Origin of the sequence: Variovorax sp. SG517, assembly GCF_013376045.1 — a bacterium.
In the GTDB taxonomy this organism is placed as follows: domain Bacteria; phylum Pseudomonadota; class Gammaproteobacteria; order Burkholderiales; family Burkholderiaceae_C; genus Variovorax.
The window spans coordinates 265,859-292,528 of record NZ_JABMJG010000007.1 but is presented as its reverse complement, the minus strand read 5'-3'; the positions used below and the strand labels follow the sequence as shown (position 1 = coordinate 292,528).

At 69.2% G+C, this 26,670-nt stretch carries 24 protein-coding genes; 14 read left to right on the top strand and 10 right to left on the bottom strand.

The genetic code is table 11. The features are described from left to right. Nucleotide 1: 1 nt before the first annotated feature. A complete protein-coding gene (locus FHT32_RS22550) occupies nt 2–1,459 on the bottom strand; it encodes a glycosyltransferase family 2 protein (RefSeq protein WP_176666834.1) in 1,458 nt (485 codons plus the stop codon). Between the two features lie 146 nt (nt 1,460–1,605). Here FHT32_RS22550 and FHT32_RS22545 point away from each other — a divergent pair, with 146 nt between their 5' ends. Continuing rightward, on the top strand, nt 1,606–2,166 hold the full coding sequence (locus tag FHT32_RS22545; RefSeq protein ID WP_019652075.1) for a cytochrome b: 561 nt from the start codon (nt 1,606–1,608) through the stop codon (nt 2,164–2,166). Beyond that, the gene (locus tag FHT32_RS22540) at nt 2,163–3,002 is read left to right on the top strand and encodes an alpha/beta fold hydrolase (RefSeq protein ID WP_176666833.1); all 840 of its coding nucleotides are present in this window, start codon (nt 2,163–2,165) and stop codon (nt 3,000–3,002) included. The genes FHT32_RS22545 and FHT32_RS22540 overlap by 4 nt, the downstream gene beginning before the upstream one ends. A 3-nt stretch (nt 3,003–3,005) precedes the next feature. Here the strand turns inward: FHT32_RS22540 and FHT32_RS22535 are convergent, their stop codons facing one another. Continuing rightward, the gene (locus tag FHT32_RS22535) at nt 3,006–4,016 is read right to left on the bottom strand and encodes a tripartite tricarboxylate transporter substrate binding protein (protein WP_176666832.1); all 1,011 of its coding nucleotides are present in this window, start codon (nt 4,014–4,016) and stop codon (nt 3,006–3,008) included. Between the two features lie 5 nt (nt 4,017–4,021). Beyond that, complete coding sequence (locus FHT32_RS22530) at nt 4,022–5,017, bottom strand: tripartite tricarboxylate transporter substrate binding protein (RefSeq protein ID WP_176666831.1); 996 nt, start codon at nt 5,015–5,017, stop codon at nt 4,022–4,024. 155 nt (nt 5,018–5,172) lie between these two features. On the opposite strand from FHT32_RS22530, the gene FHT32_RS22525 reads away from it, so the two are divergent. The 7 genes from FHT32_RS22525 (at nt 5,173) to FHT32_RS22495 (ending at nt 13,334) form a co-directional block, all read left to right on the top strand. Beyond that, the gene (locus FHT32_RS22525; protein WP_176666830.1) at nt 5,173–6,633 is read left to right on the top strand and encodes an FAD-dependent oxidoreductase; all 1,461 of its coding nucleotides are present in this window, start codon (nt 5,173–5,175) and stop codon (nt 6,631–6,633) included. A gap of 105 nt (nt 6,634–6,738) precedes the next feature. Next, the gene (locus tag FHT32_RS22520; RefSeq protein ID WP_176666829.1) at nt 6,739–7,596 is read left to right on the top strand and encodes an IclR family transcriptional regulator; all 858 of its coding nucleotides are present in this window, start codon (nt 6,739–6,741) and stop codon (nt 7,594–7,596) included. Between the two features lie 53 nt (nt 7,597–7,649). Beyond that, nucleotides 7,650–8,945, top strand: a complete 1,296-nt coding sequence (locus tag FHT32_RS22515; protein ID WP_176666828.1) for an aconitase X catalytic domain-containing protein — start codon at nt 7,650–7,652, stop codon at nt 8,943–8,945. Further along, nucleotides 8,942–9,397, top strand: coding sequence for an aconitase X swivel domain-containing protein (locus FHT32_RS22510; RefSeq protein WP_176666827.1), 456 nt, complete (start codon nt 8,942–8,944; stop codon nt 9,395–9,397). The genes FHT32_RS22515 and FHT32_RS22510 overlap by 4 nt, the downstream gene beginning before the upstream one ends. Then, nucleotides 9,394–11,094, top strand: a complete 1,701-nt coding sequence (locus FHT32_RS22505; protein ID WP_176666826.1) for a dihydroxy-acid dehydratase — start codon at nt 9,394–9,396, stop codon at nt 11,092–11,094. Before FHT32_RS22510 ends, FHT32_RS22505 begins: the two co-directional genes overlap by 4 nt. A 129-nt stretch (nt 11,095–11,223) precedes the next feature. Next, nucleotides 11,224–12,357, top strand: a complete 1,134-nt coding sequence (locus FHT32_RS22500; protein WP_176666825.1) for a porin — start codon at nt 11,224–11,226, stop codon at nt 12,355–12,357. Between the two features lie 14 nt (nt 12,358–12,371). Further along, on the top strand, nt 12,372–13,334 hold the full coding sequence (locus FHT32_RS22495) for a tripartite tricarboxylate transporter substrate binding protein (RefSeq protein WP_176666824.1): 963 nt from the start codon (nt 12,372–12,374) through the stop codon (nt 13,332–13,334). On the opposite strand, the gene FHT32_RS22490 is transcribed toward FHT32_RS22495, so the two are convergent. Then, nucleotides 13,321–14,259 (bottom strand): aldo/keto reductase, encoded by a 939-nt coding sequence (locus tag FHT32_RS22490; RefSeq protein WP_371132236.1) that lies wholly within the window; start codon nt 14,257–14,259, stop codon nt 13,321–13,323. The two genes, FHT32_RS22495 and FHT32_RS22490, sit on opposite strands and share 14 nt — an antisense overlap. Before the next feature lie 91 nt (nt 14,260–14,350). Here FHT32_RS22490 and FHT32_RS22485 point away from each other — a divergent pair, with 91 nt between their 5' ends. Then, complete coding sequence (locus FHT32_RS22485) at nt 14,351–15,265, top strand: LysR substrate-binding domain-containing protein (RefSeq protein WP_176666944.1); 915 nt, start codon at nt 14,351–14,353, stop codon at nt 15,263–15,265. Here the strand turns inward: FHT32_RS22485 and FHT32_RS22480 are convergent. Both FHT32_RS22480 and FHT32_RS22475 read right to left on the bottom strand, forming a co-directional pair. Beyond that, nucleotides 15,254–15,862, bottom strand: a complete 609-nt coding sequence (locus FHT32_RS22480; RefSeq protein WP_176666823.1) for a 2-hydroxychromene-2-carboxylate isomerase — start codon at nt 15,860–15,862, stop codon at nt 15,254–15,256. The genes FHT32_RS22485 and FHT32_RS22480 overlap by 12 nt on opposite strands. Further along, nucleotides 15,859–16,695 (bottom strand): CmcJ/NvfI family oxidoreductase, encoded by an 837-nt coding sequence (locus FHT32_RS22475; protein ID WP_176666822.1) that lies wholly within the window; start codon nt 16,693–16,695, stop codon nt 15,859–15,861. The genes FHT32_RS22480 and FHT32_RS22475 overlap by 4 nt, the downstream gene beginning before the upstream one ends. 184 nt (nt 16,696–16,879) lie before the next feature. On the opposite strand from FHT32_RS22475, the gene imuA reads away from it, so the two are divergent. From imuA to FHT32_RS22455, 4 genes are all read left to right on the top strand, one after another. Then, nucleotides 16,880–17,686 (top strand): translesion DNA synthesis-associated protein ImuA, encoded by an 807-nt coding sequence (imuA, locus tag FHT32_RS22470; protein WP_176666821.1) that lies wholly within the window; start codon nt 16,880–16,882, stop codon nt 17,684–17,686. After that, nucleotides 17,655–19,028 (top strand): DNA polymerase Y family protein, encoded by a 1,374-nt coding sequence (locus FHT32_RS22465; RefSeq protein WP_176666820.1) that lies wholly within the window; start codon nt 17,655–17,657, stop codon nt 19,026–19,028. The genes imuA and FHT32_RS22465 overlap by 32 nt, the downstream gene beginning before the upstream one ends. Further along, entirely contained in the window at nt 19,021–22,377 is a 3,357-nt protein-coding gene (locus tag FHT32_RS22460; RefSeq protein ID WP_176666819.1) for an error-prone DNA polymerase, read from the top strand. The genes FHT32_RS22465 and FHT32_RS22460 overlap by 8 nt, the downstream gene beginning before the upstream one ends. 78 nt (nt 22,378–22,455) lie before the next feature. Further along, nucleotides 22,456–23,376, top strand: a complete 921-nt coding sequence (locus tag FHT32_RS22455) for a hypothetical protein (RefSeq protein WP_176666818.1) — start codon at nt 22,456–22,458, stop codon at nt 23,374–23,376. 30 nt (nt 23,377–23,406) lie between these two features. On the opposite strand, the gene FHT32_RS22450 is transcribed toward FHT32_RS22455, so the two are convergent. The 4 genes from FHT32_RS22450 to FHT32_RS22435 form a co-directional block, all read right to left on the bottom strand. After that, nucleotides 23,407–24,420, bottom strand: a complete 1,014-nt coding sequence (locus tag FHT32_RS22450; RefSeq protein ID WP_176666817.1) for a phosphotransferase enzyme family protein — start codon at nt 24,418–24,420, stop codon at nt 23,407–23,409. 32 nt (nt 24,421–24,452) lie between these two features. Next, nucleotides 24,453–24,974: a 2'-5' RNA ligase family protein gene (locus FHT32_RS22445; RefSeq protein ID WP_176666816.1), complete on the bottom strand. Its 522-nt coding sequence runs from the start codon at nt 24,972–24,974 to the stop codon at nt 24,453–24,455. Between the two features lie 21 nt (nt 24,975–24,995). Next, nucleotides 24,996–25,223, bottom strand: coding sequence for a hypothetical protein (locus FHT32_RS22440; protein ID WP_176666815.1), 228 nt, complete (start codon nt 25,221–25,223; stop codon nt 24,996–24,998). Nucleotides 25,224–25,326: 103 nt separating this feature from the next. Beyond that, nucleotides 25,327–26,604 carry an SGNH/GDSL hydrolase family protein gene (locus FHT32_RS22435; RefSeq protein WP_176666814.1) on the bottom strand — a complete coding sequence of 426 codons (1,278 nt, stop codon included), beginning with the start codon at nt 26,602–26,604 and terminating at the stop codon, nt 25,327–25,329. Nucleotides 26,605–26,670 lie beyond the last annotated feature (66 nt).

The window sequence follows — 26,670 nt, the reverse complement described above, 5'->3', positions numbered from 1 at the left end:
TTCAGCTGCGCCGCGCGCCGTCGGCATCCACCAGCCCCACGCGCGTCTGCCGGCCCCAGGTGCCGCGACCCGTCAGGAACGTCCACCAGCCCCAGGCCGCTCCTGTGTGCCGCAGGATCTGGAAGGTGAAGGGCTCGACCAGCGCGGCCGCGAAGGCCTGCACGAAGTTGGCTTCGCCGCCGTTGCCCAGCCAGCGCCGGTAAAGGTGCACCGACCACAGGTGGAAGACGAGGTCAAGCACGATCTTCGCGCCGATCACGCTGGCCACCGGCGCCAGCACGCCGAGGTTGCCGCGCGCCAGGTACACCAGCAGCAGCCCGAAGGCGGCCAGCCCGTAGAGCGGCTGCAGCGTGTCGACCGCCTTCACCGGCAGCATCGCGACGCCGAGCCAGCCGTAGCGCCGGTCGCCGACCATGGCGCGGTACCAGAACTGCGTCTGCAGGAAGCCGCCGAACCAGCGGCGGCGCTGGCGCAGGAAGGCGCCGGTGCTGCTCGGCGCATCGGTGTGTGCCTGCGCGTCGCCGAGCACGCGCACCGTCCACGGCAGGCCGTGGGCCTGGGCGTGGCGGTGTAGGCGGTGGATGAGCTCGTAGTCTTCGACCAGGCAGTCGGTGTCGAAGCCTCCCACCGCGCGCACGGCCTCGGTGCGAAAGCCCGCGAAGGCGCCCGAGATCAGCAGCAGGCCGTTGACGCGCATCCATGCGTAGCGCGAGAGGAAGTTGCGGATGTACTCATAGGTCTGGAACCACTGGAAGCAGCGGCCGGCCAGCGTGCGGCTGCACACGGGCGTGATGACGCCGGTGGCGGCCACGAGTTCCGGTTCCTCCGAGAAGGCGCGGCGCACGGCGCCGATGGCGCGGCCGTCGAGCAGGGTGTCGCCGTCGACCGTGAGCACGATGTCGGTGTCGATGCACAGGATGGCCGCGTTCAGCGCCACCGCCTTGCCGCCGTGCGGCAGCCGCAGCCAGCGCAGGGAAGGATGCAGCGTGCTGGGGGCGCTCAGCGCGCCGAGCTCGGGAGCGACGAGCCCGTAGCGGGTGGTGAGCAGTTCGGCCGTGCCGTCGCTCGAGCCGTCGTCCGCGATCACGATGCGGTCGGGCAGGTCGGTCTGGGCGAGCAGGGCGGCCAGCGTCACCGGCAGCACGGCGGCCTCGTTGTGCGAGGCGACGATCACGCCCAGCGTATTGCGCTGGGCGGCTGCGGCGGGCGAAGGCGCCGGCCGCGGCCGCAGGATCGGCAGCGTCATCCACGCGACGAAGAGCAGCAGCACCGTGTCGTACAGCACGTAGGCCACGCCCACCGACCACGCTCCCACGTCGACGGCCTTGAACGCCATGGCGAAGAGCAGCGCCCACAGCACGAGCACGCCCCCGTGGATGAGCCAACTGCGCAGCGGCGTGGCGGGGGGAGACAGGCGCGGCGACGCGGCCAGGAAGGCGCTTTGCAGAGGATCGTTCAAGGGAAGTGGCCCGGGCGGCAGTCGGTCGGTCGATTGGTGGTTCGTGATACGCAAATACTCGGCCTGCGGTTTCGAAAAGCCCGGGGAATGCCCGGACAATCGCACGCGCTTCCGACTGAGTCGGCCCCCGCCCGAAAATTCCCCGCATGCTCGCACAAACCCGCTACACCCGAACCGCGATCGCGCTGCACTGGCTGATCGCGGTGCTCATGATCATCAACATCGCGCTGATCCTGCTGGTCGACCGCTATCCCGACGAGTGGGTGCGCCCGGCCGTCGACACCCACAAGTCCATAGGCATCACGGTGCTGGGCCTGGTCATCATGCGCATCCTCTGGCGCGCCACGCACAAGCCGCCGGCCATGCCGGGCTCCTACGGCGCCTTCGAGCGCTTCGCAGCCCACCTGGCGCACGGCGCGCTGTACGTGCTGATGATCCTTCTGCCGCTGTCGGGCTGGATGCACGACTCGGCCTGGAAGGACGCCGCCACGCACCCGATGCAGCTCTTCGGCCTCTTCGAATGGCCGCGGATCGGCTGGATCATGGCCATCGAGCCGACGGTGAAGGAAACCTGGCACACCGTGCTGGGCGGCGTGCACGAATGGGCCGGCTACGTGCTGTACGTGCTCGTCGGGCTGCACGTGCTGGCCGCGCTGAAGCACCAGTTCCTCGACGGCGAACGCGAACTGCAGAGGATGTGGCCATGAACGCCGACCTCATCGCGCGCATCGACGCGCTCTCAAGCCATCACGACGCCGTGCACGAGGGCGTGCGCGTGCGCTGGCGCCGCTTCGGCACGGACGCCAGCCGCCCACCGCTGGTGCTGCTGCACGGCGGCCACGGCAGCTGGATGCACTGGCTGCTCAATGTCGAGGCGCTCTCGGCCGGCCGCACGCTGTGGCTGCCCGACATGCCCGGCTTCAACGAATCCGACGCACCGCCGCGCGTGGCACCCGGCGAAGACCCGCTGCGGCCGCTGCTCGCCGCGCTCGGCGGCACGCTCGACCAGCTCATCGGCGCAGGCACCGTCATCGACCTCGGCGGCTTCTCTTTCGGCGGGCTGACGGCCGCGCGCTTCGGCGCCGGTCGCGGTGCGGTCCGCCGGCTTGCGCTGATCGGCAGCGGCGGCCACGGCACGCTGCGGCGCATGACGGCGCAGATGATCAACTGGCGCGCCGCCCCCGACCGCGAGGCCGAGCGCGCCGCGCTGCTGCACAACCTGGCGGCGCTGATGCTGCACGAGGCGGCCGCCATCGACGAACTGGCCTTCGCCATCCACGACATCTCCTGCCACGGCACGCGCTTTCGCAGCAAGGAGGTGTCGCAGTCGGGCGGGCTGCAGCAGGCGCTGGCCACGATGGGCGTGCCGACGCTGCTGCTATGGGGCGAGTTCGACGTCACGGCCGATCCGCGCCCGCTGGTGGCGCAGCTCGCGGTCGAAGGCCCGGGGCGCGAAGGCGTGGTGATCGACGGCGCCGGGCACTGGGCGCAGTACGAGCGCGCCGACGAGGTCAACGCGCGGCTGGTGAGCTTTTTCGACTGACCTCTACTGCTGCTTCACCAGCCCCAGCTTGCGGATGATGTCCCCCCACTGGTCGTAGGTCGAGCGCGTCAGGTCGGCCAACTGCTTCGGGCTCGACGACTCGGCCTCGTACGCGCCCTGGCGGAAGAAGTCGCGCGTGGCCGGCATCGCCAGCACCTGCGCCAGCGCGGCATTGAGCTTCTCGACCACCGGCGCCGGCATGCGCGCCGGGCCGTAGAAGCCCAGCCAGCTCGGCATGTCGACGCCGCTCACGCCCTGTTCACCCATGGTGGGCACGTCGGGCAGCATCGGGCTGCGCTTGGGCGCGGCCACCGCGAGCATGCGCACCTTGCCGGTGGCTGTGTTCTGGATGGCGTTGGGCGCCGCGTCGAAGTAGTACTGCACGCGGCCCGCGAGAAAGTCCTTGGCCGCGTCGGCGCCGCCCTTGTAGGGCACGTGCACCACGTCCAGCCCGGCCTGCCGCGCGAAGGCCTCGCCGTAGATGTGCGAGGAGGTGCCGGTGCCGAAGGAGGCATAGCTCATCTTCCCCGGGTTGGCCTTGATGTACGCCACCAGTTCCTGTACGGTGCGCGCCGGCACGCTGGTGTGCACGGTCAGCACCAGCGGGCCTCGCGCGCCGAGCGAGATCGGCGTGAGGTCCTTGAACGGGTCGTAGCGCACCTGCGCCAGCGTCTGCGGGTTCTGCGCCACGACGGAGGAGGGCGCGTACATGAAGGTGTAGCCGTCGGGCGCGGAGCGGATCACTTCCTCGGTCGCGAGGATGAAGCTCGCGCCCGGCCGGTTCTCCACGATCACCGGCGTCTGCAGCACTTCGCCGAGCTTGTTCGCGACGAAGCGCGCCTGCGCGTCCGAGGCACCGCCGGCCGCCAGGCCCAGCACGATGCGGATGGTGCGGCCCTTGTCGGGAAAGGGGGCGGCGGCATGGGCCGGCAGCAGGGGGCTTGCAACGCCGAGCGCGAGCCACGCCGCGAAGCGCCGGCGGTGCAGCGAAGAGGGGAAGGAAGAAGCCGTCATGTCGCTCATTGTTTGACCAACCCGACCTGCTGCACCATCGCGCCCCAGCTGTCGTAGGTCGAGCGCGTGATGCTCGCGAACTCGGCCGGCGTGGTGGCGCCCGCCTCGTAGCCGCCGCTGCGATAGAACTCCTGCACCTGCGGCATCGCCAGCACCTTGGCGAGGGCCGTGTTGAGCTTTTCCACCACCGGCGCCGGCATGCGCGCCGGGCCGTAGAAGCCCAGCCAGCTCGGCAGGTCGAGCCCGGCGTAGCCCTGCTCGGCGAAGGTGGGAACGTTGGGCAGCGCCGCGATGCGCGAGCCGGCGGCCACCGCGAGGATCTTCACCTTGCCGGTGGAGGCGGTGATGATGGCCGAGGAGGCCGAGTCGAACATGTACTGCACGCGTCCGCCGATCAGGTCCTTCGCCGCGTCGGAGCCGCCCTTGTACGGGATGTGCACCGCGTCGATGCCGGTCTTCTTCACGAAGGCCTCGCCGTAGATGTGCGAGGAGGTGCCCGCGCCGAACGAGGCGTAGCTCACCTTGCCCGGGTGCGACTTCACGTAGGCCACCAGCTCCTTCACGTTGTTCACCGGCACGCTGGTGCTCAGCGACAGCACCAGCGGCCCGCGCCCGCCCATCGAGATGGCGGTGAAGTCCTTGAACGGGTCGTACGGCACCTGCGCGAAGGTGTGCGGGTTCTGCGCCATGGTGGAAGAGGGCGCGTACAGCAGCGTGTAGCCGTCGGGCAGGGCGCGCGACACCTCGTTGGCCGCGAGCATGGTGCTGGCGCCGGGCTTGTTGTCGACGATCACGCTGGTGCCCAGCACCTCGCCGAGCTTCTGCGCAACGATGCGCGCCTGCGCGTCGGTACCGCCGCCGGGCGTGAAGCCCACGACGATGCGGATGGGCTTGCCGCGCGCCGGAAAGTCCTGCGCCATGGCCAGGGGCGCGAGGCCCAGAAGGACTGCGGCGCCGATGGCCGAGCCGAAGGCACGGCGGGTGCCGTGGGGTTTCTTCATCGATGTCTCCGTTGGAATGCTTTTTCAATATTGATCTTGAAATCCATAAAAATCCATATTTACTAGGGAATACCCCAAATATTGGACTTTTAACTTTCAAAAAATGGAAAGTGAAACCAAAATACGACGAAACAAGCCAAGCCGAGAACGCATCCATGAAAACTGTCGTCCGTACCGACGAGCGCATCCTGTCCTCCGACATCTTCGACCGCGACAGCCGCGTCAAGCGGCCTGACCACGGCAGCTGGGCCGAGCCCGGCAAGAGCATTCCGGTCTATCACCGCTGCGGCGTGCTGGTGGTGGGCGGCGGCCCTTCGGGCACCGCCGCCGCTGCCGCGGCCGCCCGCGCGGGCGCAGACGTGGCCCTGCTGGAGCGCTACAACCACCTGGGCGGCCTTTCGACCGGCGGCCTCGTCATCTGGATCGACCGCATGACCGACTGGGAAGGCAAGCTGGTGATCCGCGGCTTCGCCGAAGAACTGTTCGACCGCCTTCCCGCCGAGGCCATCGCCGGCCCGGTGCGCGAGGACTGGGGCTCGCAGGACGCGGCCAAGGCCGCGCACTGGTCGCAGCGCACCGCCGCCTACCACGGCGTGGTCACCTGGTCGCCCACCATCGACCCCGAGCGGCTGAAGCTGCTCTCGCAGGAGATCGTGCTGGAGCGCAAGGTCAAGCTCATCTACCACTCGTGGGCCGCCATTCCCATCGTGCAGGACGGCGCGGTCAAGGGTGTGGTGTTCGAGAGCAAGGAAGGCCGCATGGCCATCATGGCCGACGTGGTGGTCGACGCCACCGGCGACGGCGACCTGTTCGCCCGCGCCGGCGCCGAGTACGTGAACGACATCGAGGAGGCCGACGTGCATCACTGCATGAACACCTCCTGGCTCTTCGGCGGCGTGGACATGAACCGCTGGATCGAGTTCAAGGCCGGCCAGCCCGAGGCCTTCACCGCCTTCATGGCGGGCGGCCGCGAGCAGTGCGGCCTGTTCGAGCGGCCCTTCGTCTCGTGGCGCAACGACGTGGCGCTCTTCATGGGGCCGCGCCAGTCGGGCTATTCGGCGCTCGACGTGGACGACCTCACTGCGGTGGAGGTGCGTTCGCACCGCGCGATGGCCGCGCACCTCGACTACTTCCGCGCCCACGCGCCCGGTTTCGAGAACGCCTACCTGATGCTGAGCGCGCCGCAGATCGGCGTGCGCCATGCACGGCGACTCGTCGGCGTGGGTTCGGTGCTGCGCAGCCAGTGGCCCGACGGCGTGCCGCTGGCCGACGAGATCGGCGTGTCGCCCGCCGTCTCGCCCAAGTTCCCGAACATCTCCATCCCCTACGGCGCGCTGGTGCCGAAGCAGCTCGACGGCCTGCTGGCCTGCGGGCGCCACATCTCCTGCGACCGCAACTCGCACGGCTTCATGCGCGAGATCCCGCAGTGCTGGATCACCGGCCAGGCGGCAGGCGTGGCGGCCGCGCTGGCCTCGCGCGGCGGCATCGAGCCGCGCTTCGTCGACGTGGGCGCGCTGCAGTCCGCGCTGCTGGAGCAGGGCGTGCATCTGCGCGCCGGGGCCGGTACGGGGCAGGGCGCGGCGGCTTCGCCCGCCACGGCCGAGGCCGGCGCCTGATGAGTCTGCACTGGAACCGGCGCGGCCATGAACCCGGCAACCCTCCATCCGCGAGCCTCTACATTCGGGACTCCCGATCCTGAGAGTCTTGCGAAGGGTTCCTCCATGTCCACCGAAAAGAACGACACCTCTTTCCCCCAGGCCGAACAGCAGGCCGACACGCGCGGCGAGCGCTCCGACACCGTGAGCGCGCTGGAGCGCGGCATCTCGGTGCTGCGCTGTTTCAGCGAAGACCGGCCCGTGCTTGGCCATGCCGACCTGGCGCGCATGACCGGCATTCCGCGCGCCACCGTCAACCGGCTGGTCGCCACGCTGCTCTCGCTGGGCATGCTCAAGCCGGCGCAGGCGCCCGACCGCTTCATGCTCGGCCCGGGCGTGGTGTCGCTGTCGCGCGTGTTCCTCGGCAGCCTCGACGTGCGCGCCGCCGCGCGGCCCAGCATGCAGGCGATGGCGGAGGAGGTGGGGGCTTCGGTCTACCTTGCGATCCGCGACGGCATGGAGATGGTGCTGATCGAAGCCTGCCGCCCGCGCTCGTCGATGCTCTCGGCGCGGCTCGACGTCGGCTCGCGCGCACCGCTGGCCAACTCGGCGCTCGGCCGCGCATATCTCTCGGCGCTGCCCGAGTCGCAGCGCAACCAGCTCGTCGATTCGATGCGCCTGCTGCGCGGGCCCGAATGGGACAGCATCGCGCCCGGCATGAACCGCGCCATCGGCGAATCGAAGCGGCTGGGCTACTGCCTTTCCCTCGGCGAGTTCCACCGCGAGATCAATTCGGTGTCGGTGCCCCTCATCGGGCCCGACGGCGAGGTGATGGCGCTCAACGGCGGCGGCGCGGCCTTCGTGTTCACGGAAGACCGGCTGCGCAAAGAACTCGCGCCGCGCCTGCACGACATCGCGCTGAGCATCGCGCGCGACATCGGCGGCCACGTGCCGACCCCGACACCCACACCCTCGCCGGGCTAGCAGTCCCGGCCGGGGTTCATTCCCCACGACACAGAAGAACGGAGACACAGGTCATGCACCTGAGCGATGAAGAAAAAGCCATGTACGACGGCCGCGACGGCCCGGCCGTGCAGAAGGCGATGGACCTGCTGATGCGCTACGGCGAGGCATTGGGGGCAGAGCGACTGGTCGAGACGCGCAACGTGTGCGCCACCATCACCTCGACCACGCCCTTCCAGCGCGACTTCGCGCTCGCCAAGGGCGGCGGCATGGACGCGGTGTTCTCCGAATTCAGCCTCGACAGCCAGGAGACGGTCGAGATCCCCAAGTTCAAGGTCTTCACCAGCCACCTGCAGCTGGGCTTCGACCCCGGCCAGCCCGAGCGGATGGGCGTGAGCGAGGAGATCGTGCGCTTCTACGAGAAGAGCGAGCGCCACGCGGCCGGCCTCGGCGCGCAGATCATGAACACCTGCACGCCCTACCAGGTCGGCAACATCCCGACGCGCGGCGAGCACTGCGCGTGGATGGAGTCGTCGGCGGTCGTGTACTGCAATTCGGTGCTGGGCGCGCGCACCAACACCGAAGGCCGCGAGAGCACCGGCGCGGCCATGCTCACCGGCCGCATTCCGTACTGGGGCTACCACCTCGACCAGAACCGCCACGCCACGCACGTGGTCGAGCTCGACATTGAGGTCGAGTCGGTTCAGGACTGGGGCCTGCTCGGCTATTACATCGGCGAGCATGTGCAGGAGCGCGTGCCGGTGGTGCACAGCCGGCGCGGCATCTCGCGGGTGCCCAACCTGCCGAGGCTCAAGCACTTCGGCGCGGCGGCCTCGTCCTCGGGCGGCGTGGAGATGTATCACATCGCTGGCGTCACGCCAGAGGCGCTGACGCTGGAGCAGGCGCTCGGCGGCAAGGCGCCGGTGGAGGTGCTGCGCTACGGAGAGGCCGAGCGCCGCGCCACCTACGAGAAGATCAACATCACGGCCAGGGACGCCGAGGTGCAGTACGTGATGCTGGGCTGCCCGCACTACACGATCGAGCAGATCTGGGAGGCCGCGCAGCTCATCGAAGGGCGCAAGGTGCACCCCGATTGCGAGCTGTGGATCTTCACGCCGCGCGCCATCAAGGCGCTGGCCGACCGCAACGGCTACACCAAGATCATCGAGGACGCGGGCGGCATCATCATGGGCGACAGCTGCTCGGCCATGAGCCGCGCCGTGCCCAAGGGCACGAAGACCGTCGCGCTCGATTCCGCCAAGCAGGCGCACTACCTGCCCGCCATCCTCGGCGTGCAGGCCTGGTTCGGCAGCACGGCCGAATGCATCGACGCGGCCTGCACCGGGCGCTGGAACGGAGCCTACGCATGAACGCTGCAGTCATGAACGAACAACAAACCATCGTCATCCGCGGCCGCAAGGTGGTGGGCGGCGTGGCGGAAGGCGACGCGCTGGTCACGCGCGACCGCATCTCGGGCTGGGGCGGCATCGATCCGCGCACCGGCACCGTCATCGAGACGCGGCACGAGCTGCGCGGACAGAGCTTCGCCGGCAAGGTGCTGGTGTTTCCGGGGGCCAAGGGCTCCTCGGGCTGGTCGGCCATGTTCCACATGACGCGGCTCATGAACTCGGCACCTGCCGCGTTCCTTTTCAACGAGATGACGACCAAGATGGCGCTGGGCGCCGTGGTCACGCACTCGCCCGCGATGACGGACTTCGAGCGCGACCCGCTCGAATGCATCGAGACCGGCGACTGGGTGCGCGTGGACGCGGACCGCGGCGTGGTCGAGATCACGAAGAAGAAACAGGAAGGTGCCGCATGACCCGCCCGCTACGCAGCAACTTCCCGCGCGGCTCCTATCTCTGGTCGGTGCGCAATGCGCACTGGCGCGCGCTCGGCATTCCGGAGGAGGACTGCGAGAAACCCAAGATCGCCATCGTCAACAGCTCCTCGGAGCTGGCCGCCTGCTTCAGCCACCTCGACCGCGTGGCGGCGGAGATCAAGGAAGCCATCCGCGTAGCGGGCGGCGTGCCCTTCGAGATCCGCACCGCCGCGCCCAGCGACTTCATCACCGGTGCGGGTGCACGCGGCGCCTACATGCTCGGTGCGCGCGACCTCGTCACCAACGACATCGAGGTGGCCGTCGAAGGCGCGCAGCTCGACGGCATGGTCTGCCTTACCTCCTGCGACAAGACCGTGCCGGGCCAGCTCATGGCGGCCGCGCGGCTGAACATCCCGACGCTGCTCGTGCCCTGCGGCTATCAGCCCAGCGGCGAGTACAAGGGCCACCACATGGACATCGAGGAGGTGTTCATCGGCGCGATGCATGCCGTCACCGGGAATCTTCCCGTTGAGGAACTGGTGGGCATGAGCCGCGAGGCCATCCGCGGCCCCGGCGTGTGCTCGGGCCTGGGCACTGCCAACTCGATGCACATCGTCTGCGAGGCGCTCGGCATGGCGCTGCCCGGCAGCGCGCCGGTGGCCGCGCTGAGCCCGAAGATGATGGCCGACGTGCGCGCGGCCGGCACGCGCATCGTGCAGATGGTGTGGGACGACCTGAAGCCCCGCGACATCCTCACGCCCGGCGCCTTCGCCAACGCGGTGCGCGCGGTGCTGTCGATCGGCGGCTCGCTCAACACCGCCAAGCACCTGCAGGCGGTGGCGACCGAGGGCGAGACCGGCGTCGACGTGTACGGCATGTTCGAGCGCCTGGGCCCCGAGACGCCGGTGCTGGCCGGCGTGCGGCCCATCGGCAACGACTCCATCGAAGCCTTCGAGGCGGCCGGCGGCTGCCGCGCGCTGATGAAGCAACTGGAGCCGCTGCTCGACACCGGCGTGCGCACCGTCACCGGCGGCACGGTCGCCGACAACCTGCGCGATGCCGAGGTGGCCAATGCCGAAGTGATCCGCCCCATCGGCCGGCCGGTGGCGCCGCTGCCGGCCATCGTGCTGCTGCGCGGCAACCTCGCGCCGGAGTCGGGCCTCATCAAGACCGGCATCGCCGAGCGCAAGGTGCGCCGCTTCACCGGCCCGGCCGTGTGCTTCTGGACTTCGGACGCGGCCATCGCCGCGCTGAAGAAGGGCGAGATCGTGCCTGGGCAGGTGGTCGTGATGCGCGGCGCCGGTGCCTGCGGCGGTCCGGCGATGGGCGGTGGCGCATCGCGCGTGGTCTTCGCCGTCGACGGCGCGGGGCTCGGCGACCAGGTCGCGCTGCTGACCGACGGGCACCTCTCGGGGCTGGTCTGCAAGGGCCTCGTGGTGGCCGAGGTGTCGCCAGAGGCCGCGCTCGGCGGGCCGCTCGGTCTGGTGCGCGACGGCGACGTCATCACCATCGACCTCGACGCGCGCCGCCTCGACATCGACCTGAGCGACGCCGAACTGCAGGCGCGCCGCGACGGCTGGCAAGCGCCCCCGCTGATGCATGACACCGGCTGGCTGCAGCAGTACCGGCGCAACGTGAGTCCGCTTTCCAAGGGCGCGGTGCTCGTGCGCACCGAACGCACCGTGCCCCCGGGCTAGGCCTTTTTCAACCCAGGCTTTCGCCAACCGGTGCGGACCCCCGTCCGCACCCGGTGGCGCAGCCCTGCGCGCCTTCGTTAGTTCGACAGAGTTTTCAACCCAAGAAAAGAAGCAGGAGACAAGGAAACCATGAAGAGAATCTTGATGTGGTCGGCGCTGGGGCTGGCCGGCGCCGGCGTGGCACAGGCCCAATCCAGCGTGACCGTGTTCGGCGTGATGGACCTCGGCATCCAGTACACGAACGGCGCAGGCCCGGGCGGCGGCTCGGTGAAGGCGCTGTCGAACGGCGGGCTCTCCACCAGCCGGCTGGGCTTTCGCGGCACCGAGGACCTGGGCGGCGGCCTGCGCGCGGGCTTCTGGCTCGAAGGCAGCCTGAACCCCGACACCGGCACCGGCCGCCCGAGCAATTCCAACAACCAGGCCAGCGGCGCGGGCACGGCGGGCCCGATCACCTTCGACCGCATGTCCTTCGTGAGCCTCTCGTCCGACACGCTGGGCGAACTGCGGCTGGGCCACGACTTCATTCCCACGCACTACAACAGCATCTACTTCGACCCCTTCAACGCCAACGGCGTGGCGCGCGCGGGCAACCTGACCTTCGCGGCCGTGGGCACGGGGCCGCTGCCCACCACCATCACCGGCAGCAACACCGTGAGCTACTGGCTGCCGCCCAACCTCGGCGGCTTCTACGGCATGGCGATGGTGGGCACCGGCGAGAACGACTCGACCCTGGCGAACCGCCACGACGGCAACTTCGCCGGAGCGCGCTTCGGCTTCGCATCGGGCGCCTTCGACGTGGCGGCGGCGGTCACGCGCTCGAAATTCAACGCCACCGCCACCGTCGGCAACTACACGCACGCCAATATCGGCGGCTCGTGGGACGCGGGCTTCGCCAAGTTCTTCGCGCTCTACAACAAGGTGACGGTGAAGCTGGCGGCCGGCACGGTGCGCAAGAACACGGCCGAGATCGGTGCGCACATCCCGGCCTTCGAGGTCGGGCGCATCCGCATCAGCTACGCCTACCTCGACGACCGCAGCGACGAGAGCCTGCGCAACGCCAACGGCATGCCGCGCAACCGCGACGACGCGCGGCAGTTCGGCATCGGCTACGTGCACAACCTGTCGAAGCGCACCGCGCTCTACGGCACCTACGCACGGCTGATGAACAGCGGGCAGGGGCGCTACGTGGTCAGCGGCGGCGTGGCACCGGCGGTCGGGCATCGCTCGACCGGCTGGGAATTCGGCGTACGCCATCTCTTCTGAAGCGGAGGCATCCCATGCGACGCAGAACCCTGACCCTGGCGGCCCTCGCGGCCGCGGCACTGCCCGGCACGGCGGCATGGAGCGCCGATGCGTTCCCCAACAAGCCGCTGAAGCTGATCGTCGGCTTCGCGGCCGGCGGCGGGGCCGACGTGCTCTCGCGCATCATCGCGGAGGGGCTGGCCAAGCAGCTCGGCCAGCAGGTGATCGTGGAGAACCGCCCCGGCGCCGACGGCGTGCTCGCCGCGCAGGCCACATCGTCGGCCAGGCCAGACGGCTACACGCTGCTGATGGGCACCAACACCGCCATGGTGGCCGCGCCCACGCTGCGGCCGACGCCGCCCTACGACCCCTTCAAGGCCTTCACGCCGATCAGCTCGGCCGGGCAGTTCTCGATGTTCCTGGTGGTGCCTGCGAGCCTGCCGGTGAAGAGCGTGAACGAGCTGCTGGCGCTGGTTGCGTCGAAGCCCGGCGCGCTCAATTCGGCGTCGAGCAACAGCGCCTCGGAGCTCGCGATGCTGCAGCTGCTGGGTGACCGCAAGGTGGTTAACGCGCGCTACAAGGGCGACATGCAGGCCATGACCGATCTGCTGGGCGGGCAGATCCAGATGATGTTCACCACCGGCACGCTGGCGCCGGGCTTCGTGAAGGAAGGGCGCATCCGCGCGCTGGTGACGCTGCTGCCGCAGCGCAGCGCCCTGTTGCCCGACGTGCCCACGGGCGGCGAGCTGGGGCTGGGCAAGCTCACCATCACGCCCTGGGCCGGCTTCTTCGGCCCGCCGGGGTTGCCGCAGGCGATCACCGACAGGCTCTCGCAGGAGCTTCAGAACACGCTGAAGCGCCCCGAGGTGCACGCGCAGCTGGTGCAGCAGGGCTTCGAGGGCTACGGCATGAGCCCCGGAAAGTTCGCCGAGTTCTTCCGCACGCAGTACGACGCCTTCGGCGCCACCGTGCGCGAGCACAACGTCAAGTTCGAATAGCGGCCGCCTCGCGGCGCCAGAAGGCCGCGTCGGGAAAGCTGCCCGCGCCGGCCGCCGCGTTGTCGGCCATGTGCTCGCGGCGGCTGGTGCCCGGGATCGTGCAGGTCACGGCCGGGTGGCTCAGCACGAACTTCAGCAGCACCTGCGCCCAGCTGGTGCAGCCGATCTCGGCGGCCCATGGCGGCAGCGGCTTGTCGCGCAGCCGGCGCAGCAGTCCGCCGCCGCCGAAGGGCATGTTGACGATCACCGCCAGCCCACGCTCGGCGGCCAGTGGCAGCAGCCGCTGCTCGGCTTCGCGCGCATCGAGCGAGTAGTTGATCTGCAGGAAGTCGAGCTTCGCTGCCTTCAGCACCGCCTCGACCTCGCCGTAGGCCGAAGCGGTGTAGTGCGTGATGCCGATGTAGCGCACGCGGCCCTGGTCCTTCCAGCCGCGCAGCGTGGCGAGGTGCGTGCGCCAGTCGACGAGGTTGTGCACCTGCATCAGGTCCATGCGCTGCGTGCGTAGCCGTGCGAACGACTGCTCCATCTGCGCGATGCCGGCCTCGCGGCCCGAGGTCCAGACCTTGGTGGCGAGGAAGGCCCGGGCCTGCTGCTTCGATGCGGCCAGCAACTCGCCGGTGGTTTCCTCGGAGCGGCCGTACATCGGCGAGCTGTCGATCAAGGTGCCGCCGGCCGCGAACAGGGCGTCGAGCACGCCGGGCAGGCGCGCGTATTCCTCGCTGCCGGGGCGCTGGTCGAAGCCGATCCAGGTGCCGCAGCCGATCACGGGCAGCGCTTCCTTGGTGGAGGGAATGGGGCGGGTGTTCATCGTGGGCTGGGACGGGGGTTGGGCGAAGGCCGGAAACGCGGCGCCGGCGCACAGCGCGACGCCCAGGCGGAGCAGTTCGGCGCGGGTGAGGGCGGGGAGGTCGTTCCGGGGTGGCATCGCCGGCCAGTATCCGGTGGCGCGACGGCGGGCGCGATGCCTCACCCTGTGCTCCAATCCGCCTTTTCGCTGCCTCATATTCACCATGGGAATGCCACTCTCCCTGCTTCGCATGCCTTCGCTGGACCTGGTGCGGGGCTTCGTCGCGGTGGGTCGGCGCATGAGCATCTCGCTCGCTGCGCAGGACCTGTGCCTCACGCAGTCGGCGGTCAGCAAGCAGATCCACGCGCTCGAATCGCAGCTCGGCGTCGCGCTGCTGGTGCGCGGGCACCGCTCGATCTCGTTCACGCCCGAGGGCGAGCGGCTCTTTCGCAGCGCCGACGGCGCCGTGCAGCAGCTGCAGGACGTGATGGGCGGCATCCGCCAGTCCGGCGAGCAGCGCCCCGTGACGCTGAGCGCGAGCATCGGCATGACGGGGCTGTGGCTGCTGCCGCGGCTGGGCAAGGTGCAGAAGCTGCATCCGGGCGTGGACGTACGTGTGTCCTCCAACAACCGGCTGGCCGACCTGCGCAACGAGGGCATCGACCTGGCCATCCGCTACACCACGCCCGCGCTGGCGCCGGCCGGGTCGGTGCGGCTCTTCGGGGAGACGGTGGCGCCGGTCGCGCACCCCTCGCTCGGGCTGCGCTCGCTCGATGGGCCCGGTGTGCTGTCCGGCCAGTGCCTTCTGGCCTTCGACGATCCACAGCACCCCTGGCTGCAGTGGAAGGACTGGCTCGCGGCGGTGGGCTGGGCCGACGCGAAGCCGCAGGCGGTGTTGCACTTCAACCAGTACGACCAGCTGATCCAGGCCGCGCTGGCCGGGCAGGGCGTGGCGCTGGGGCGGCTGGAGCTGATCCAGCCGCTGCTCGACGAGAACCGGCTGGTGCGCATCGCCGCGCCGGTGCCGGAGCAGCCCTCGGGCCATGCCTACTGGCTGATCCAGGCGGAGGAATCGCCGCGCGAGGACGTGCGCCACGTCGCCGAATGGCTGGTGGACGAGGCGCGAAGGTCGTCAGTCGGCTGAGGCCTGCGCCTTGCAGAACGCGATCGCCTCGTCGAGCCGGTCGTTGCCCCAGAACATCTCGTCGTCCACGAAGAACGTGGGCGCGCCGAAGATGCCTTTCTCGGCCGCCGTCTCGGTCTGTTGCCGCAGCCGCAGCTTGTTGGTGTCCGACAGCGCCTCCTCGATGACGCGGTGCGCCGGCAGGCCGAGCGAGCCCAGCAGCTCGTGCATTGCCTGGGGCGAATCGATGTCGCGGTCCTCGGCGAAATTCATCGACATGGTGCGGCGGCAGAACTCGCCCATCCACGGCTGCGAGGCACCCACCAGCGCGATGCGAAGCGGCAGCACGGCCGGGCGCGGAAAGTGGGTTGGCCGCTGCCACGGCAGGCCGTACTTGCGGCACTGGCGGGCCATGTCCTTCCAGGTGTAGTCGCCCTTTTCCCTCTGCAGCACGAAGGGCGAAGACTCCCAGCCGAAGGAACGGAAGATCGGCCCCAGCAGGAAGGGCCGCCAGCGGACGGCGATGCCGTGCGCGGCGGCATCGGCTTCGATGCGCATGGTGCTCAGGTAGCTGTAGTTGCTGCCGAAGTCGAACCAGAACTCGAGTGCGGCGCTCATTCGAACACCACCAGGCAGCGGGCCTCGATGCTCTCGCGCAGCGGCGCGTCGGCGGGCGTTTCGGGGTGGTCGAAGGCCGCGTGCGGCGTGTAGCGCGAGACGCCGCCGAGTTGCGAGTCGTACTGCTTGAAGACCAGCGCCTCGTGCCGGTCCATCGCGGAGAAGTACGACCAGCGGTGCGTGGGCGAATGCGTCGCCAGATAGATCTCGCCGGTGCGGCGCGGATAGCGCACCTCTGCGCTGACCAGGTCCTTCGCCATCACCGAGCGCGCGTCGCACACGGCCAGCGGCGTGTCGAGCACCGGCCCCTTGATCGAGCGCCAGACATTGACGATGCAGTAGCGCCGCACGGCTGCGGCCTCTTCGGGGTCGGTCAGCACCAGCGCGAGTCTTCGGCGGCCCGATTCCTCTGTGTAGTCGTTGTGGATGCGGCCGTTGGCGGCGGCCCGGCCGTCGGTCGCGCGGCGGCCGAAGCTTAAAGCGGCGCGGTCGGCCTCGCGCCGGCGCACCAGGTGGTCGAACACATAGGCGCGCGCGCCGCCGGTGACGGCCAGCGCCAGTTCGGCCACCTCGCGGTGGTAGACGGCCTCGACCTCCGCGTCGTCGAGGAAGTCGCGCACGGCCGTGGGCGCATCGCGCAGCACGAAGCCCTCGCGCTCGATGTCGGGCGGCGTGGCGGCGGTGCGCGCGTCGGCGATCGGCATGGGGCGCAGCTCGTAGCTGCCGCTTTCCCATGGCGTGTCGGGCGGGGGCTGGAAGGTGTAGCTGAAGGGGCGCAGGGCGGAGGGCTGGAGGTAGTTCAGGCCTGCGGTGACGGTGCTCTGGGTGGTCATGCGTGGCTCCTTGTGGATGGGGCCATTGGAGCGAAGCGGCGCCCCGGGCTCAAACGACTTCTTTTCGCCTTCGCATGAGCTTCAGGAATGTGAAGGCCGACGGTAAAGAAGAAAAACAGGGAAAGCGGCGTTCCTGTTGTAGGCTGCGAAATACTGTATGAAAATACAGTTAACAGTCATCGCCATGGGCCTTCCTTTCCTCGATTCCTTTTCCGCTGCCGCGGGCCGCGGCGTCTGGCACGCCGACGAGCTCGGGTTGGCCGACGCTCAGGTCGTCGCCACCGGCCATGCTGCGCTCGACGCCGAGCTGCCGGGCGGCGGCTGGCCGGTCGGCGCGATGACGGAACTGCTGCTGCCCGCGCCCGAGGCTCATGTCTGGCGGCTGCTGCTGCTCGCGCTGGCGCAGGCGGTGGCCGCGCGGGGCGGGCCGGTGGTGCTGATCGGCGCGCCCTACGAGCCCTGCGGCGCGTCGCTCGCGGCGCAGGGGCTGCCGGTGGAGGCGCTGATGTGGGTGCGCAGCGAGGCCCCGGCCGCGCGGCTGTGGGCCTGTGAGCAGGCGCTGCGCTGCGCCGACGTGTCCGCCGTCGTCGCCTGGCTGCCGCAGGCGCGGGTGGGCGAGTTGCGGCGGCTGCAGCTGGCGGCCGCGCAGCACGAGGTGCTGCTCTTCGTGTGCCGGCCCGAGTCGGTGGCGCTGTCGGCATCGCCCGCGCGGCTGCGCATCCGGGCCGATCGCAGCGAAGCCGATGCGTCGCAGATCGAACTGCACATCCTCAAGCGCCGAGGCCCGCCGCTGGCCGCGCCGGTGATGCTGCCTGCCCGCAACGAGCGCATGGCCGCGCTGCTGGCCGCCGCCCGGCTGCGGCGCAAGCTGCGCCTGCAGCAGCAGGGCGTGGCCCCTGCGGGCGAACCGGCAGCCTCGGCCACGGTGGTGCGCATCGACGCATGGAAAGGAGGCCAGGATGCACTGGATCGCCTTGCGGTGGTTGCCTGAAGCCGGCACGCCAGACACGCCCGATGCCCTGGCGACCATGCCCACGCCCGAGGCTCTGGGCTGGTGGGCCCTGAAGTACACGCCCCACGTCGCCTGGCTCGACGAGGCGCTGATGCTCGAAGTCTCCGCCTGCGAGCGCCTCTGGGGCGGGCGTATGCAGCTCATGCGCCTGCTGCAGGCCGACAACCCCGCGCCCGACGCGCGCATGCTGGGCACGCAGGGCGCCACCAGCCTGATCGCATTGGCGCGGCTGCGACTGTTCGTGCGCGACGAGAAGCGCCCGAAGGACGTGCCTGCCGGCCTTCCGCTCGACACGCTGAGCGCCGCGCATGAGCACCTCGACCTGCTGGCGCGCCTGGGTTGCCGCACCTGGGGCGATGTGGCGGCGCTGCCGCGCGGCGGGCTCACGCGGCGCTTCGGCACCGGGCTTCGCGAGGCGCTAGACATCGCCTGGGGCCTTCGCCCCGAAAGCCATTCATGGCTCACGCTGCCCGACGTGTTCGAGCAGAAGCTGGAGCTGCCCGCGCTGGCCGAGACCGCGCCCGAACTCATGTGGTCGGCCAACCGGCTGCTGACCTCGCTGCAGCTCTGGCTGCGCGCCCGCCAACGCGGCGTGCGTGCGCTGGAGCTGCAATGGACGCTCGACCTGCGGCGCTTCAACGGCGTGAACCTGCCGCCGCACGAGCAGCTCACCGTGCGCACGGCAGAACCCACGCAGGACATGGCGCACCTGCGCCGGTTGCTGTCCGAAAAGCTGGCCCTCGCCACGCTGGCCGCGCCCGCGAGCTGGATCAGGCTGCGCACGCTCGAGACCGACCCGTGGGCCGGCGCCAGCACCAGCTTCCTGCCGGAAGACAACCGCAAGGGCGACAGGCTGCACGAGATGGTCGAGCGGCTCAGCGTGCGGCTCGGTCCGCAGCAGGTGGTGGTGCCGTCTGCGCAGGCCGACCACCGGCCCGAGCGCAAGCAGGCGTGGCGGCCTGCATTGCAGAAGGAAAAGGACAAGGAGAAGCCGGCCGGCGACAAGAGCCGGAAGGCGGCTGCCGCAGCGGCCTCGCAGCCCGACGCCGTCTACCCGCCGTGGCTGTTGCCCGAGCCGCTGCTGCTAGAAATGGACGGCGAGCGCCCCTGCTACCGCGGCCCGCTGAGTCGGCTGATCGGCCCGCAGCGTGTCGAAACCGGCTGGTGGGGCGACAAGGAAGAAGGCGGCCAGCCCGCGATGCGCGACTACTACGTCGCGGAAAGCCCCGAGGCCGGGCTGGTGTGGATCTTCCGCGAGCGGCCCGCAGCGCGTTTTTCTTCCGGCGAGGTCCGCTGGTACCTGCAAGGCTTCTATGCCTGAGCTGAGCGGCAAGCAGGAAAGCAGGCGGCAGCCCGCCAAGGTGCATGCGCTGCCGGTGCCGCTGCGCAAGCCGCCTTCGTTCGACTTGCCCGACTACGCGGAGCTGCACTGCCTGACCAACTTCAGCTTCCAGCGCGGTGCCTCGACGCCGGAGGACATCGTGGACCGGGCCTACCAGCTCGGCTACAAGGCGCTGGCCATCACCGACGAATGCTCCGTGGCCGGCATCGTGCGGGCGCATGTGTGCCTGCGCGACATGGAGAAAAAGATCGACGACTACGCGAGGAGCTGTCCTGACGAGCTGCCAATCCCGCGCAACGCCGATTTCCGCCTGCTGTTCGGCAGCGAGTTCCGCTTCGAGCGCTTCAGGCTCGTGGTGATCGCGAACGACACCGAGGGCTGGGGCAACCTCTGCGAGTTCATCACCGCCGCTCGCAACACCGAGCTGCCCAAGGGCGAGTACCGCGTGAGCTGGGAAGAAAGCGACGTGGCGTCGCTGCAGCATTGCCAGGTTCTCCTTGTACCGAATCGCAACCCCGGCGGCGCGATGGATACGGCCACGCTGCACGAAGACCTGCTGGCTGCCAAGGCGCTGTACGGCGAGAACCTCTGGCTGGCGGTTGAACTGTTCAACGAACTCGACGACGACCTCTGGCTCGTGACGCTGATGCAAGCGGGCGAGGACGCGGGCGTGCCGCTGGTGGCTGCCGGCGACGTGCACATGCATGCGCGCTCGTGCAAGCCGCTGCACGACGTTCTGACAGCCGTGCGGGAGGGCAAGACGGTCGCCGAGTGCGGCTTTGCACTGCAGTCGAACGCCGAGCGGCACCTGCGGCAGCGCGTGCGGCTGGCCGAGCTGTATCTCTCGCAGATGCTGGACAACACGCTGGTGGTGATGGAACGGTGCAGGTTCGATCCGGAGGTGATCCGGGAGAACTACAAGTACCCGCTGGAAAACCTGGGCAACGACGAGACGCCAGCGCAGACGCTGGTGCGAAAGACGTGGGAAGGCGCGCGGAATCGCTATCCAGGCGGTATTCCCGAGAAGGTACAGGCACAGGTACAGAAAGAGCTCGACATCATCATCGAGCTCAAATACGAGATGTTCTTCCTCACCGTGGAAGACATCGTGCGCTTCGCCCGCTCGAAGAACATTCTTTGCCAGGGGCGTGGCTCGTCGGCCAACTCGGCGGTCTGCTTTTGCCTTGGCATCACGGCGATCGATCCGGCCAAGGGGCACCTGCTGTTCGAGCGCTTCCTCAGCCGCGAGCGCCGTGAACCACCCGACATCGACGTCGATTTCGAGCATCAGGAGCGCGAGAAGGTCATCCAGTACATCTACGAGAAGTACGGCCGCCATCGCGCAGCCATCGCCGCCGTCGTCATCTGCTACCGCTCCCGCAGCGCATTGCGCGACGTGGGCAAGGCCATCGGCATCGACGAGCGGTTGATCGACGAATTCGCGAAGGACCACTACTGGTTCGACGACACCGTGCTCGGCGAGCAGCTGCGGCAGGCTGCTGCTCGTGTCGGTGTCGAAGAGGACGAACTCAAGCTGATGCACTGGATCGAGATGACGCAGCGGCTCAAGGGCTTTCCGCGCCATCTGAGCCAGCATGTGGGCGGCTTCGTGCTCACGCACACCAAGCTCACGCGGCTGGTGCCGGTGGAGAAGGCGTCGATGAAGGATCGCTCCGTCATCCAGTGGGAGAAGGACGACCTCGAAGCCATGGGCATGCTCAAGGTCGACGTGCTCGCGCTCGGCATGCTCAGCGCGATCCGCCGCGGACTGGAGCACATGAACCGCTGGCGCAACTCGGCGCTGGAGATGCATCAGATACCCAGCGACGATCCGAAGGTGTTCGAAATGATCTGTGACGCCGACACCATCGGCGTGTTCCAGATCGAGAGCCGCGCTCAGATGTCGATGCTGCCGCGCCTGAAGCCGCTCACCTACGAAGACCTGGTGATCGAGGTCGCCATCGTGCGGCCGGGGCCCATACAGGGCGGCATGGTGCATCCGTATCTCAAGCAGCGGGAGCGGGTGCGCAAGGGCTTGCCGATTCACTACGAAAAAGAGGAACTGCGCGAGGCGCTGGAACGCACGCTGGGCATCCCGATCTTCCAGGAGCAGGTGATGCAGATCGCCATGATCGCGGCCAGGTTCACAGCCGACGAAGCAGATCAGCTGCGCAGAGCCATGGCCGCATGGAAGCGCAAGGGCGGCCTCGGAAAATTTCATGACAAGCTGGTGCGCGGCATGGTCGACAACGGCTACAAGGAAGCCTTCGCCGAAGCCATCTTCAAGCAGGTCATGGGCTTCGGCGATTACGGCTTTCCCGAAAGCCACGCCGCCAGCTTCGCGCTGCTGGTGACGGTGAGCAGCTGGCTCAAGAACTACGAGCCGGCCTGCTTCCTGGCCGCGCTGCTCGATTCGCAGCCGATGGGCTTCTACAGCCCCTCGCAGCTGGTGCAGGACGCCCGCCGCCATGGCGTGGAGGTGCGCCCGGTCGACGTCACGCGCAGCGATTTCGACACCACGCTCGAAGCCCGCGACCCCAATGTTCCACGCATGCCGGCCGGCACCGACGAGCGCTATGCCGAGCGCCTGGGCAGGGAGGACCAGCCCGCGGTGCGGCTGGGCCTGAACCGCATCGCGAGCCTTAGTGAAGGCGGTGTCAAGCGCCTGCTTGAAGCACGCGCGCAGGCACCTTTCACGAGCACCGAAGACCTCGCCCTGCGCGCCGAACTCGACGGCAAGGACATGGCCGCGCTGGCCGCGGCCGATGCGCTGATGTCGCTCTCGGGCCACCGGCGCCAGCAGGTGTGGGACGCCACCGCGCAGCGCCGCGCGCCGGCCCTGCTGCGGGGCGTGCCGATCAACGAGCAGGCGCTGCTGCTGCCGGCCGCGTCCGAGGGCGAGGAGATCGTGGGCGATTACGCGTCGCTGCGGCTCACGCTGCGGCGTCATCCGCTCGCGCTGCTGCGCCCGCGACTTGCGCGCATGAAGCTCATGAGCGCGGCCGAGCTGCGTTCGCTGCCCAGCGGGCAGACAGCGCGCGCCTGCGGCATCGTCAAGGGGCGGCAGCGCCCGCAGACGGCCAACGGCACCATCTTCGTCACGCTGGAGGACGAGACCGGCAACGTCAACGTGATCGTCTGGAGCCACGTCATCGAGGCCTGGCGCGAGCCGCTGCTCAAGTCGCACCTGCTCGCGGTGCAGGGCACCTGGCAACGCGACGACGACAGCGGCGGCAAGGTGCAGCATCTGATCGCCACCGGCTTCAAGGACCTGACGCCACTCATGGGCCGGCTCGCGCAGAGCAACACGAGCCGGGACTTTCACTGAAGCGAGGGAAGAGACCGGATGCAACCGAACGTTCCATGCCTCGCGCCTTCCGCCGCTTTTCGCTAACCTGCTTTTGCCATGTCCGAATCAGCCGTTCTCGATCCTGTCGTTGCCATGCCCATCGGCCCACCGCCACCCGCGCCCGACGTGCCGGTGCCCCTGCCTCCGCCATTGCAGCCGCCCATGCCGCCGCCGGAGGGCGATCCGCCGCCGGGCGAGCCGCCGGTGACCGACCCCGGCTTTCCGCCGCCCGTGGTGGACCCGCCACCGCCGATGCAGACGGCCGTGCCCTTCGGCAAGCTGCATGCGCGGCGCCTGCGCGAGATCTACCGCTCGGCCGGCTGGCCGTGCTGCGACACCATCGAAGTCGAACTGCTCGCGGGCGGCTACCTGGAGCGCGTGCGCACGGCGCACGGACATGAGACGCTGCGCGTGACCGACGCCGGCATCGCGCGCATCGCCACCACGCTCACCGTCAACCGCGCGGCGCTGTCGCCGCACGAGGCGCTGGTGGAGCGCGTGGCGCGCGAGATGACGCGCGGCGGCCGCATCGCATGGCGCGGCCTGGGCCTGCGGGCCCGCCTGCCGCCGCTGGAAGAGGGCGGCAAGCCGCGCTGGTGCATGGCGCGGCCCGACGTGTTCTCGATCCGCAATACCACCGTGGAAGCCTATGCGCACCCCATCGTGCACGAGGTGAAGGTGAGCCGCGCCGACCTGCTGGGTGACCTGCGCAAGCCCGACAAGCGCGCTGCGTACCTCGACCTGGGCGGCGAGTGCTGGTACGTGCTGGGCAACGATGCTAAGGGGCGCTGCATCGCCAAGCCGGAGGAGGTGCCGGCCGAGTGCGGCGTGATGGTGCTGGATGGCGAGCGCCTCGTGGTGGCGCGCGCGGCCGTGCACCGCGCCTTCGAGCGCATTCCGTTCGCGGTGTGGCTGGCGCTGGCCAAGGCCCGGCCGGTCGAGGGCTTCGAGGACGAGGCGCAGGACATGCTGATCTGACGGAGCCTGGCCCCGCCGGCACGGACCCGATCAGGTGATGTCGTCGTAGCTGCGGTGCGCGATGGCGACGACGTCATCGGGCAGGAACTGTTCCTGCATCTGGCGCAGGCCTTCTTCGCGGTCTTGCGTGCTGGCCGCGGGGTCGAGCATCTGGTCGCAATACTCGAGCAGGTCTTTCACGATGCGCTCGTAGCGGTAGTAGGCGAGGGCGACCAGGTCGAGATCCCGCTGGCCGTAGCCCTCGTAGAACAGTGCCTCTTCCCGGGCTTGGTTCCAGGCGTGGCCCACACCGCCGCCGATGAACATCAGGTCGCGCTCCTTCGGGGCGAGGATGAGCGTGTCCCAGTCGACGATGGCAAGGCGGTCGTTGTCACCGAGCAGCACGTTGCCTGCGTGCAGGTCGGAGTGGCACGGCATCAGCTGCGGCGGGCGTTCGAGCAGGATGGAAGCGAGCTGCTCGCTGCGGTAGACGACGGTGTCGATCTCTTCCGCGCGCTCTTCCCAGAAGGCGAGAAAGCGTTCGACGATGCCGTCGCCCTTCACACCGTTGACGAAGCGCCGCTGGTAGCGGCGCACGCCCTCGCGCGAGTGATGGTCGTAGCGTTCGCGGAGAAGGGCGGCCGATAGCGATTCGGACAGCTCTGTGCGATGGATGGCTCCCAGCGCGGTGCCGAGCGCGATCCACTGCCGGTCGGTCAGTGTGCGTTCGAAGCCGCTGCTTCCGTCGAAGAAGGGGTAGAGCGCCCAGTCGAATCCATGGCCCTGCACGCTCAACTGGTGACTGGTCGTCGGCAAGGGCGCCATCACCGCTTCGATGCCTCGCTCGTGCCGCAGGAAGGCCGGCACGGCGACCACGCCCTGGTCGAAGCCACCACGGCGCAGCTTGAGGAAGTAGGTGGTGCCGTCGTTCGCGTGGATGCGAAAGACCGCGGAGTTCACATCGGCGCCGAGAGGCAGGAACTCGGCGCGGATGCCGTGCAGTTCGTAGGCACTGGCCAGGTGCTGTGCGATGGCGTCGTGCGGCAGGTCGGGAGGCGTCAGCATCCGCAGACTGTAGCGCCGGATGCGCGCGGGCCTCAGTGCAGTGGATAGGAGCCCAGCGGCTCGTGGCGGAACGGGTAGGTGAAGTGCGAGCGGACCAGGCGGAATTCCGTCGCGGTCCAGCGGATGGGTTTGAGCGAGCCGGGAGCCGCGGCGTGCATGGAATTCCGCGCGATGGTGATGTGCGGCGTCCAGCCCCGCTCGCCGATCCGCAGAGCAAAGCCGGCTTGCACCAGTGCGCGGCTGATGTCGTGCTGAAGGCGCCGCAGGCCTTCGTGCTCCGAAGGCTGGACCACCGAGACATCGTTGGACCATGTGCAGGAGCTGTCGAGCGTGAGCTGCAGCGGCCGCATCGACACCGCGGCGAGCGCCGTGCGCAGGCACTGCTCGGCATGGCCCTGCTGGTCATCGAGGTACTGCAGCGTCAGATGCATGCGTTCCACGGGTGGAAAGGAACAGCCCTTCGGCCACAACCAGTCCTTGCGGTGCGCTTCGATTTCAGCCTGCACCTGCGTGGTGGGGAAGAGTCCGACGAGAAGTCGATTGCGCTCGGTCATGGTGGGCTCCTTGGGGTGGTTTCAGGATTCCGGCGGCCACCAGCTCTCGGCCGTGGTCCGGATGACGCGCGCAGCGTGTGCGCGGATATCGTCCCGGGCAGACCCGTCGTCGTCGTGGTCCTTGTCGCGGGCCACCTTGAAGGGCCAAGTCGAGACTCGGCCTGTGCGGGTGCGGGATGGCTGCAACCGGTGCAGCCTGGAGAAGAAAAGAACCTGCGCGGTGGGCGCAGGCGGACTGGCGGTGGTCATGGGCGTCGCCTCGATGTTGTTCTTGGAGACGACGAATTCTAGAGAAATACTGTATGCATGTACAGTATTTGAGGAGGTCTCAAACCCTTGAGAAAAAGGTTCCTCAGGGCTGCGAGGGAGTGCCGAGCAGGGCGTCCAGATCGATGGACGCGGCCATCGCCCTGTAACCGGCATCGCCCGGGTGCAGGTGGTCGCCGGAGTCCATCGAAGCCTTCAGCCGCGAGGGCTGTGCGGGGTCGCGCAGCAGGGCGTCGAAGTCGGCCACCGCGTCGAAGGCGCCGCCTTCGCGGATCCACCGGTTCACGGCCTGGCGCACCTTGTCCTTGGCGGGCGAGTGGTGGCCTTCGAGCGGCGTGCCTTCCAGCGCCCGCTCGTTCGGCGGAATGGTGCCGGCCACGATGCGCACGTTGTGGGCATGGGCCATTTCCGCGAGCTGCTTCAGGCCCTGGATGACGGTCTCGGCGCGCATGGCGGGTTCATCGGGCGCGAAGGGGCCGCCGGGCCAGCCGATGTCGTTGGTGCCCAGCAGCACGATCATGGCGCGCACGCCCGGCTGGGCGAACACGTCACGGCCCGCGCGCTCCAGGCCCGCGCGGCCCATGCCGTCCTTCAGCAGGCGGGCGCCGGAGATGCCGGCGTTGAGCACCGCCACGTTCCGGCCGGCCAGCCGCTCGGCCAACGCATCGGGCCAGCGGGTGTTGGCGCCGGGCGTGGAGCCGTTGCCGTCGGTGATCGAGTCGCCGAGGGCGACGACGGTGGTTGGCGGCTGCTGCGTCTCGACGATCAGGCCGCTGAGGAATATGCGGGTGCTCCATTGCGTGGCCGACGCGGGCAGGCGGGCCGCGCCGGTCAGGTCGCCGTCGGCGACGTAGGCGGTCTGGCGCGCGTCGAAGTGAAAGCCCGCGGGCTGGCTGGGCCGCGGCAGGTAGATCGACACCGCAATTTCGCCCAGTGCCGGTACGGCAAGGTCGACCGGGTCGCTGACGAGGCGCGCCCCGGGCGGGACGGTGGCATCGGCCTGTCCGCCGAAGCGCAGCGCGCGGTCGCTGCCCTCGACGACGCCGGAGCCTTCCGCATGCCGGGCCACGCGCGCCGCGCCGACATACAGCGGTGCCGTGCCGCCTTCGTTGCTGATCACCACGCGCAGCCGCGAGCCGCCGATGCTCAGGCGCGCGACCTGCCGCACGGTCTGGCTGTTGAACTGGAAGGGCAGGCCCGAGGGCAGCACGAAATCGCCGCCCCAGATGGGCTGCGTGCTGGCCATCCAGCTCGGGCTCCAGTAGGTGGCGGCAGGGCCGGCCGTCGAACTGGCGGCCGTGGCGGCCAGGGTGAGTGCGAGGGCGCCGTGGCGCAGTACCGAGGCGAATGTGGATGCGGTCATTGGGATGGATCCTGGTGATGAAAGTCGAAGCGATGCCGCGACTTTCATTCATGCCCATCAAGATGG